We start from the raw sequence: 9947 nt of genomic DNA on the forward strand, positions 1-9947 counted from the left end.
TTGATCGTCGGACAGGAGTTGCGATGGATGAGTCGTAGTAGCAAAGGTTTGTGGAAAAGGGCAACCGCTCTGCTGCTGGCAGCGATGCTGGTCGTGCCGGAATTGGCGGCCGTATCGACAGCCGAGGCGGAAGAACGGAGTACGATAGGCAACGCATTGTCCAACGCCGTGCTTAATGCGGTGTACGGGACAGTAGGCCAGCCTCCGGCCGGCGGGACAAGCCCTGGTCCGAGCGGGAAAGGGCCAAGCGGCGTTGCAGTACCCTTCGCGGCGGCGGTGACGGGCGGCGAGGCGCCGACATGGAATTTGTTGACGAAGCTGGGACGGGACTTTATCTCTACGATTTATCAGCCGGATGAACAGGAATTGAAGATGAGCTCCGACGGGAGATATATCGCCTACAAACGGTTGGAGATGCGCATGGAGGCGGGTATGCCCACGATCATCCCGGCTGTTGCCGTGTATGATCGGGTTACAGGCGAGATGGATCTTATTCGTATAAACGGAGCGAATGCAGCGCAGCAGGATGAAATCCTTCATTTCGATATGAGCGGGGATGCCCGCTATGTGGCGTTCACTTATGCGACGGGACTTATGGATCGACAGACGCACGTTTACTTGTTCGACCGTCATCCCGAACACCGCAAGCTGACTGCGATTACGGCAGGGAAACCCGGCGTGACGGATTACGGCGACGGCAATCGGGTGTCGATCAGCGCGGACGGTCGTTACGTCGCGTTCGATTCCGACGCGAACGGACTCGTGCCGGGGGATGACGACGATTACTACGACGTATTCGTCTATAATCGGGATGACGGGTCGATTGTCCGGATCAGCACGCGTGCCGGGATGGAGGATTACGATTATGGCGACAGCAAGGCGCCGTCGCTAAGCTCAGACGGCCGCTATATCGTTTTCCAATCGGATGCCCGGCTTGTCGAGAACGATACGGAAGGCCGTTCGGACATCTATTTGTTGGATCGACAAGGGGGCGGCGCCCCGTTTCGGCTCGTGAGCGTCGGACTGAACGGAGCGGAAGCGAACGGCCAGAGCGGCCTGCCGTCGATCAGCGCGGACGGCCAAGTTATCGCGTTCGTATCGGATGCGGACAATATGATCGAGAACGATTTCAACGAGAAGCGGGACATTTTCGTATTCAATCGGCTTCAGTCCACGCTAGTCCGCGTCTCCAACCTGCCGGGCGGGCTTCCGTTTACCCGGGACAGTGCGGAGCCCTCCATCAGCGATGACGGGAGATATGTAGGCTTCCATCTGGACTCCTGGGACGAAGATGTGCCCAAAGAAGCATTCGTAGCTGACGTTGCGGCGCAGACGGCGTATCGGGTAACGGTGCCGAACGCGCCTTACCGACTCTTCAATCCGAGCCAGTCTCCGATTGTCGGGAGAGGAGGAAGCCTGGTCGTATACGGCTCGGAGTATGAGGAGACTTTGGGCGGCATGGCGAACGATTATATTATTCCCGGCCTTTTCATCGCTGCGCAAGGGAATGCGCCTGTATGGCCGGCGGGCAGCAAGCTGGCGGCGACGGATAAGACGGAAGTCAGCGTCAAGCTGAGCTGGCCGGATGCATCGGATCCGGCAGGCGTGCTAGGCTATCATGTATACAAGGACGGAGCAAATATCGGTTACGTGCCGTTCTCGGGCAGCGGCGGCAACACGTTGACCGCAACGGGACTGCTGCCGGGCGCGGAGCATGTGTTTCAGGTCGAGGCGGTAAACGCGGACTACCACGAGAGCTACGGGGGACCGACCTACAAGCTCGGTACGGGCGGAGGCGAAAATCCGGGCGGAGAATTGCGCATCATGTGGGAATTTGACGGCGAGCGGAACGGGGTCGTACTGCCGGGCAGCAAGCTGAGCGCAACGGCTTATGGCGAGAAAGGAAAGCAGGTTGCCGCCGAGCTATCGTATGCGGCATGGAAGGACGACACTTCGCAGGAAACGCGCAAAGTGCAGCTGCAGTTTGCCGAGCGGGCAGCTTCGCCCGGCGTTTACGACGCAAGCTGGACGATGCCGGAGGCTATCAGCCGAATCGTCTCCATGAACGTTACTTTGACCGATCCTGTTCAGCCGGGCGCCGTGTTGGCGAAAGCGGCTGACGGGTTGCCGATACAAGTAGCGGGGACCGCGGTGATTACGTTCCAAAATGAGAACGGAGTAAGCTTGGCCAACAGCCTGCTATCCGTGTATAGCAGGCAATATGGGGAGCAAGTTTCCATCTTGACCGGAAACGATTCCTTTACGGTAAACGGCCTATTTCCCGGGAAGGACTATACGTTCCAGCTGCGCTCGCCGGATTACCGCCATACATGGGGCATGGTGGAGCAGGTTCAAGTGGAAGCGGGCAGAAGCAAAGCCGTTAGCATGAATATCGAGCCGCCGGCGAATATCCGCTTCCAGATCGTCGGACCGACGGGACAGCCGGTAGACGGCGTACGGGTGGAGCTGTTCGATTCGCAGCAAAATTTCATTAATTCTTACTATAATGGCACCGATGGCTGGACACCGTGGGAGCAAAACCTGGAGGGCGGGAAGACGATCGTTGTCAAGGTTGATATCGGCGACAAGTTGATTAAGCCGGTGCCGAATCAAGAGGTTGTGCTTAAACCCGGATCGAACGAGAAGGTTATCAGGCTGGAGGTGCCGGGTGAAGGAGTCCTGCAAGGATACGTCAAGGCGCCGAACGGACAACCGGTGCGCAATGCGCTCGTCACGTCGACCCAGACGTACCGGGGGCAGCCGATCGTCCGCAAAACGCGGACCAATCTGGAGGGCGCGTACAGGCTGCAGCTGCTCGCTGGCGAGGCCGCGATCGAAGCGTACGAGTCGTCTTACCAATACAGTACGGATGGGGTCGTCCAGGCGTATGTGGCGGAAGGCCAGAGTACGGCGATGGATATTCCCGTGCGCCAGCCTAGCCGCGGCGTCGTCAATCTGGAAGTGCGGCTCAAGTATATCGAGGACACGGAGTTTGGCGACCCTATCAATATGGATCTGATGGGCCTATATACGCGAGTGGAGACAAGAACGGGATGGCAGACCGGATATTTCAGCAATGCTTATCATATCGGGGGGGCGCCGGGCGATAAAGTTTCCGTATGCGTGACCGGAACGGTTCCTGCTTACATGACGACGTGCACGGATGCCATCTTGGATGAGAATGCGAACGCGACGGCCAAGCTGTATCTGGAAGAGAAAGGCGCCCGCATTCAAGGAAAGCTGGCCCAGACGAGCTATAAATGGATGTCCGGGTCGATCTATAAGCTGAAGCAGGACGGATACAGATCATCCTCATCCAGGTATGTCGGGATGGATGATTTCGCAGCTGACGGGGCGTTCAATATTAATGTTCCGGAAGCAGGCACTTTCGTGCTGGAGCTGGTCGGACAGCTAGCGGGAAGCCCGGCCAAATACGAGTATGCGAACGTGCAGTTTACGGTGGCGGACAAACAAATTTTACAGATCGGCTCCGTTTCGTTCAGTGAGAAAACGATGTTCTCCAATTATTACGGCAATTATTTCGATGCCATCGACAGTCGGGTCGTACCGGGGGGGACAATCACATTCCGCGCCGGGTATAAGAACGCGGGCAACTCGGAGGCAAGCGACGCCAAGCTGCTCATCGACATCCCGGAAGGGACGACGGTGGTTAAAGATGCCCGCGGTCGTGTCATCCTTGGCGGTACCGGCGCGATCGGAGAGCCGGAGCTCGACGGTCAGACGCTTATCGTTCCAATCGGAGCCATTGCCGTGAAGCAGTCGGGAACGGTCAGCTTTCAAGTGAAGATCGACCCGTTATTCAACAACAGCTCCTTGAAGTCTTCCGCCCGCATTCACGCCGTAGCAGGAGGCAAGCAGATCGAGGAAACGATCGGCAACGTACTGCTCGATGCGCCGCTGGTGACGCTTGAGGTGCCCGACCAAGTATTCCACTCGTCCGTACAGCTTAGCGGGGTTGCACCTGTGCAAAGCATCGTAAAGGTGTATGACGGCAATGAGCTGCTGGGCAGCGCGGCAGCTTCCGTGACCGGGTTTTGGAGCGTGCGAGTGGAGCTGCCGGATATTGGCGACCCTGGAACGCACGCTCTCCGGGCCGAAACCGAAGCGAATGGAGTCAAGCTGCAGTCCCCGGTCTCTTACGTTATATACGATACGAAGAAGCCGCGGCTACTGGAGATGGCCATGGCGCAGGCACCGGAGGGCAAATGGGTGACGCTGAACGTGCGCGACGGCATTCCGGCTGTCCCTTACACGGTAATACCGGGTAATCCTTTCCAGTTCGAGCTGTTGTTCGATAAGCCGGATAAGGTGGAAAATGCGTATGTATATTTGGACGGCCAGCTTGGCGAACCGGTTAAGGCGGTAAGGGACGGAGGTGTTTTCCGCGCATTTACGCCAACGGACAAAGGAGCGCTGGGCGACATATATGTCGATTTCGACACGATACCGGAGCCTGTTACAGTAAACGGCAAGCAGCCGTCGATGGACGAGATCAAAGCATCGCTTCCTCTCGACATGCGCGACTTCGAAGCCGAGGTAACGTCTCCGTTTGAGCTGAAGGACGGGAAATATTCCGGGACGGTAAAGCTGACCTTCCCGCAGCTGGAAGACATGACGATGACCGTAAAGCTGACGCTTACGCCGGATACGAGCTATTCGGCGACGAGTGAGGAGAGAGCTCAGGTCGAACGTTCGGGAGTGCCGATGTATAACGGCTCTTTCGAGCTGACGGAGACGGATGACGGATTCAAGACGGTTTCTTCCGGATATATTCCGATGAGCGTACTGTTTCCGGAAGGCTTGCCTGCCGAACTAAAGGCGGTCCGGGCAGCCAAGGGAGTTCACGCTCTCGATGCCGATCCGGCCTTTGCCGCAGTAGTAACAGAGTCGTACGTTCAGTTTGGTCCGAACGGGTCGGAATTCGGCACCTTTAATTCGATTAAAAGCCAGTATGACGGCATGCAAAGCTTTGCCGGAAGAATCAACAGAATTACGTACAGGGTCCAATCGAGCGGATTGGATTGCTTGGCCGAACTGCCGGGTACGATCAAGCAGGCGGGCAAAGCGCTTGCCGCGACCGTCGGCGGCGAAGTGGCCAAGTTCGGGCTTGGCGTATGGACGGGCATGATGGGACTGTCGGGCGCGGGAGCGATCGCAGCGGCGGGCACTTCGGCTGTAGTGGGGGCCAAAATCGACAACTACGTCGATAGTCAGATCGACTCGATCGGAACCGGCTACAATCAGTGCCGCAATGATGACGAAGAGACCAAGAAACGCAAAAAATACAAAAAGGTACGCGGTCGCTGGATATACGATCCAAGCGGGCACGTCTATGAAGCTGTACCGGAAAACCGTTTGAGCGGCGTAAAGGCGACGGTTCTCTATCAAGATCCGGTCAGCAAGGAGTGGACGGTGTGGGATGCCGCTCCGTACGAGCAGGTCAATCCGCATAATACGGATGATCAAGGAAAATACGGATGGGATGTGCCCGAGGGCAAATGGAAGGTCGTTTGGGAGAAGGCGGGATACGAGACCCAGTCGAGCGCCGAATTGGACGTTCCTCCGCCGCACACCGAGGTGCATGCCGGGTTGGTGTCACGGGAACCGCCGAAGATCCGGACGGTGACGGGTGTGACGTACGCAGGGGGCAGCTACGTAGATATCGAGCTGAGCAAGTATGTACAAGTGACGAATCCGACAGTCGTTTCGCAGGCCTTGACGATAACGGGAGCGAACGGCGGCACGCTGGAAGGGACGGCTGATTTCGTGGGAGCGGCAAATAATCCGGCCGATCCGGGCGGAGCGAAATTGTCGCGAATCGTCCGATTCACGCCGAAGACGGCTGTTCCGGTCGGCGATGGCTATCGGGCAAAAGTGAAGGGCGGTTATTTGCAGAGCTACTCGGGCGTCTGGATGAACGAAGAGCAAACGGCCGCGTTCGCGTTTGCCGCTCGCGATGAGCGGGGACCGGAGGCTGTAAGCGCCAGCGTCGAAGCCGAGGGCATGATCGTGCGCTTGACGTTCGACGAAAAGGTGGGCTCAAACGTTGATATGTCCAAGATCACGATGAACGGCAGCGGGGAGCTTCTTGTATCGGCTGTAAAAACGGCAGATGTCGACGATGGCAGGTCGGTGCTCCTTACCTTCATGGAGCCGCCGCTGGCACCGGGCGCCGTCGGACAGCTGGCGATCATGGCAGGGGCGGTATCCGACGCCGCAGGCAATGGCTCGGTACAGAAGACGTTGCCTGTTGCAAGAACCGGATCTTCAAATAACGCGCTATTGGCTTCGCTGCAAGTAGCGGAAGGCGAGCTGGCGCCTGCCTTCGATCCGGCCAAGCAAGCGTATACGTTAGCGGTGCCGCAAGCGGCGGAACATGTGCAAATTACCGCTGCTACTGCGGCTCCGAAAGCGAAGCTCGTTATCGAAGGCATCGAAACGGCGAGCGGCAAGCCGACATCGGTCCCGATTCCGGGCAGCGGCGATATCGCTATTCGCGTAACGGCTGAAGACGGTGTAACGGTGCGTGAATATACGATTCGAGTTACCCGCAGGGAAGGCCCGGATGACGGTAACTCTCCCGCACCGGGGGGAGGCTCGACTTCAGGCGGTCCGGTCGATCCGGCTTTGACGAAATTGGAGCCTTTCACCGGCAAGAACGGCGGTTCGGGACTGCGAGTAACATTGCAAAGCGGAGCGATTGCCAAGGCAATTCAAACGGGTTCGGACGGGAATAAGCAGCTGCTCGTCGAGGTGAAGGAGCAGGCAGATGAATACGCGCTTCAGCTGTCGGCAGAGGTTAGAGCCGAGCTGAGGCAAAGAGGCGCAGAGGTGATCTTCAAGACAGTTGCATGGCAGGCTGCGATACCTGTAGAAGTTCTCGAGCATGCGGTGCTTCCTGCAGGCGCTTCGCTGCAACTGGCCGTCGGTACGGCATCGACCTCGGAGGAGAATGCGGCTGCTGAGGCGGCTGCGCGTCAAAGCGGAAACGCATTGAAGCTGTCCGGGCACGTGTTAAACATATGGCTGGAAACCGTTAGCGGGAATCAGGCGTCACCCGTGTCGTTCAAATCCGCAAAGCCGATTCGCATGCGAATTGCGACGGATGGCACCGGACAGCAGGCGGTGTATCGGTTTGACGGAGCGGACAGCGGCTGGGCGTTCGTATGGGGCCAGAAATCCGAAGCCAACGGCGGAGGGACCGTCATTGAAATCGTATCTTCCGGCTCTTATGCGGTGATGGCGTATGCAAACCGCTTCTCGGACATTGCCGGTCACTGGGCGGAAGCGGACATTGGCTGGATGGGCCGGCGACTGCTCGTAAATGGAGCCGCACCCGATGCGTTCAAGCCAGACTTGCCGGTCACGCGCGCTGAGTTTGCGGCAATGCTAGTCAGGGCCCTCGGTTTGCGCTCTGTGTCCAATTCCAGCATCTACCGCTTCGAAGATGTCGGCGCGGGAGCGTGGTATTATGCCAGCGTCGGAGCGGCTGCTGAAGCGGGATTGATCGACGGCGTAGCATCGGATCGTTTCGAGCCCGATGCGCTCATAACGAGGGAGCAGATGGCGGTCATGATTTGGCGGGCGTACGAATATATCGATGCGGCAAAGCGGAAAGATGCAAAGCCGCAGCAATTGGAGCGATTTGCGGATCGCGCCGGCATAAGCGGATGGGCGGCGGGCGCTGTCGCCTTGGCGGCAGAAGCCGGCTTCATCCAAGGAACGGACTCGGCTGCCTTCGATCCGCAAGGAAGGGCGACGAGAGCGCAAGCGGCCACGATCATGAAGCGGCTGCTTCAAGCAACTAAAAATTAAGTGGAAACGGCGACATGGCGCGCGGAAATAGAAAAAGCAGGCTACCGTATTATCGGCAGCCTGCTTTGTTTTTGTCGCACGAATGGGCTTCTTCGAAGCTGCTTCGAGCCGAAGCTTTTACTTGATAATCTGAAAGTTTCCGATCAAAGGCAGCGGAGCTTGCTTGCCGTTAGCCGCATTGATAATGCCCAAGATCATCAGTACGAATACGCACAAATTTCCGAGCGGAATGATCAGCAGCGCGCCGATAACAGGAATGACGCCTCCGACAATATTGACGCCAAGAGCGACGAGGAACAAAATCAACCCTTGGTTGGCATGGTACATGGCAAATCTCGATTCTCTCGCGGCCAGCAAAGGTACGAAGAACAAAATGTAGGCCAGGATGCCCATTACTTTATTTTTCTCGATATCCGATTGATCAAAGCTCACAATAATCCCTCCTTCCTTGGGTGAGCGCCCGTCCCGGCGGTCATGGTACCGGCGTCTACATAAAGATACATCTTCCTCCATAATTCTTCATAATCAGGCAATTTCCTGCCAGTAGGATTGCATGTACGGCCAGTATTCATCATTTTTTTCGAATCAGGATAGCAATCCATAAGAAACGTCAGAAGGGGAGATTTGCTACAATCAGGTTAAACGAATCCAACCCGCAAGAAGAGAGGATGTTGAACCATGCCAAAGCTTACCCCATACATCATGTCGGAGGATGCAAAGGCTCAAGCCGCGTTCTACACGCAAGCGCTCGGAGGAGAGATCACATCCGTCATGACACACGGACAGCTGCCTGACGCAAGCGAAGCGCTCAAGGATAAAGTCATGCATATGAGTCTCGTTGCCGGCGGGATTCCGATCTTCATGTCCGATTCCGTATTCGGCCCGGTTCACCGGGGGAACAACATCCATCTAAGTCTCGAATTCGCGACGGACGAAGAAGCTCACGAAGCGTTCGGAAAGCTTGCCGAAGGAGGCAAGGTGGTTCATCCGCTGCAGACGGCCTTCTGGGGCAGCTTGTTCGGACAAATCGAAGACAAATTCGGCGTCCTGTGGATGGTCACGACCGAAGAAAAAGCGCCGGGCTGATCCGAAGCGGCCAAGCCTATTATGCTTATGCTGTATGCCAAACGCGCGTCTTTCGAGACGCGCGTTTGGCGTTTATGGGGCCGGGTCGCGAGGTTACTTTTTCTCAACTTGCAGCAGCGTTACGTTTTTGACCGAGTATGTATCTTTCAGCTTTTCTTCGGAAATGACGTTCAGATGGATCAGGCTGGCTATTTTCGAAGTATCCGGCTTGGAGAGCAGGCGCCACACGTCGGGATCCGGAAGCGCTTCGTAAAGCTTGGCGTCGTCGTATTCTTTTCGTTCCTGAAGCACCAGCTTCACTCTGTAGGTGCCGGCTTCCAGCTCGGAAACGCCTTGCTCGATACAATGGCCGATGATTTCGCTGCGCAATTCCGCCATTTCCCGCTCCAGCTCTTTTTGATTTTGCTTCAGCTGGTAATAGCGCTTTACTTTCTTGTCCACATTGCTCACGCTCCCTTTAGCACCAATATATGCTCGGGAAGCGATTTTAGGACTTGGACAACGTAAGGCGTATCCTCGCGCGGAAGGCACGAGGACAACAAACAACCGGAGGCGGCGCCACCGGTCGTCTTCTCTAACATAACCGCAGCGCACTTCCCGTTTTTCAGAAGATGCGGCTTTTTGTACTGAATGCGTTCTTCGACGTCCGGTATGCCCCCGTTTCCGACAGCCGTCTCGCTCCAGGAAAGCACACATTTTTTTTCTCAATCGGAAAAACGCACTAAGAAAAACAGGATGCAACCTTTCTATGGTATAGTGTGTCATAATTAAAGAGGAAATCTTTTACATGGAAAGGAGGTGAAACATTTGAAGCCGTTCCTTTCATTACTTGGTGCCTGTATAGTCGCCTTGCTTTACGCAGCGGATTGTTCGGCGGAACAAAAGCCGCTTTCGTTGAATTCGCTGGGAGGAATACTGCATAATGTAACCGAGTCGCTTAAAGATCCCCTCCAAGAAGTGGTGGAGGCTCCGGTGAAAGCGATTGAGCCGGTGACGAAAGCATTGCCGGATGCAACAGCACCGAT

General features: G+C 56.4%; 5 protein-coding genes and 1 pseudogene. 3 read left to right on the forward strand and 3 right to left on the reverse strand.

Going from position 1 to position 9947, the window contains the following annotated elements; all coding sequences use genetic code 11:
* The first annotated feature begins 27 nt into the window (after window positions 1-27).
* Window positions 28-7836 carry an S-layer homology domain-containing protein gene (locus FE784_RS37210; RefSeq protein ID WP_139607345.1) on the forward strand — a complete coding sequence of 2603 codons (7809 nt, stop codon included), beginning with the start codon at window positions 28-30 and terminating at the stop codon, window positions 7834-7836.
* A 117-nt stretch (window positions 7837-7953) separates the two neighbouring features.
* Here the strand turns inward: FE784_RS37210 and FE784_RS37215 are convergent, their stop codons facing one another.
* Window positions 7954-8229, reverse strand: a complete 276-nt coding sequence (locus tag FE784_RS37215; RefSeq protein ID WP_176706791.1) for a magnetosome magnetite crystal formation protein family — start codon at window positions 8227-8229, stop codon at window positions 7954-7956.
* A 285-nt stretch (window positions 8230-8514) separates the two neighbouring features.
* Between FE784_RS37215 and FE784_RS37220 the strand changes: the two genes are divergently transcribed.
* Entirely contained in the window at window positions 8515-8922 is a 408-nt protein-coding gene (locus FE784_RS37220) for a VOC family protein (protein ID WP_139607346.1), read from the forward strand.
* A 93-nt stretch (window positions 8923-9015) separates the two neighbouring features.
* Here the strand turns inward: FE784_RS37220 and FE784_RS37225 are convergent, their stop codons facing one another.
* Both FE784_RS37225 and FE784_RS42260 read right to left on the reverse strand, forming a co-directional pair.
* Window positions 9016-9363: a hypothetical protein gene (locus tag FE784_RS37225; protein ID WP_139607348.1), complete on the reverse strand. Its 348-nt coding sequence runs from the start codon at window positions 9361-9363 to the stop codon at window positions 9016-9018.
* 137 nt (window positions 9364-9500) lie between these two features.
* A pseudogene (locus FE784_RS42260) lies at window positions 9501-9575 on the reverse strand (DUF1801 domain-containing protein); the annotation flags it as partial.
* Window positions 9576-9729: 154 nt separating this feature from the next.
* On the opposite strand from FE784_RS42260, the gene FE784_RS37235 reads away from it, so the two are divergent.
* Window positions 9730-9947 (forward strand): hypothetical protein (locus FE784_RS37235; protein WP_139607349.1); only part of this gene is annotated, 218 nt, incomplete at its 3' end.

This window comes from Paenibacillus hemerocallicola (assembly GCF_006265175.1).
Taxonomy (GTDB): Bacteria; Bacillota; Bacilli; order Paenibacillales; family NBRC-103111; genus Paenibacillus_AB; species Paenibacillus_AB hemerocallicola.